The 279-nt window shown below is 68.8% G+C and carries 1 protein-coding gene; it reads left to right on the top strand.

What is annotated here, in order from left to right; all coding sequences use genetic code 11:
• Nucleotides 1-279: transglutaminase family protein (locus tag EN804_RS36850; protein WP_135922462.1), on the top strand; the 279-nt coding region annotated here is incomplete at both ends.

Raw genomic sequence — 279 nt, forward strand, 5'->3', positions numbered from 1 at the left:
CCGGTCGGCTACCGCTTGCCGCTTGGCACGCTGCCTTATGTGCCGCCGGCGCAATTCCCTTACATAGTGCCAGTCGATCCATCGGTGCCGCGTGGTCCGTTGCCGGTGCGCGAAGCCATCTTGCCGGAAGCCGCTCCGGCTGAGCTTGAAGGCGCCGACGAAATGGCGCGCCGCCAGCAGGCGGCATCGTTCACGGCTGCGACCGGCCAGCAGGATCGCGTCGAGCAGCAATTGACCGAGATCGGCGGCGCGGTGCGCACGGCGCTCACGGTCGAGCCG

It is taken from the genome of Mesorhizobium sp. M8A.F.Ca.ET.161.01.1.1 (genome assembly GCF_004792105.1).
Lineage (GTDB): Bacteria > Pseudomonadota > Alphaproteobacteria > Rhizobiales > Rhizobiaceae > Mesorhizobium.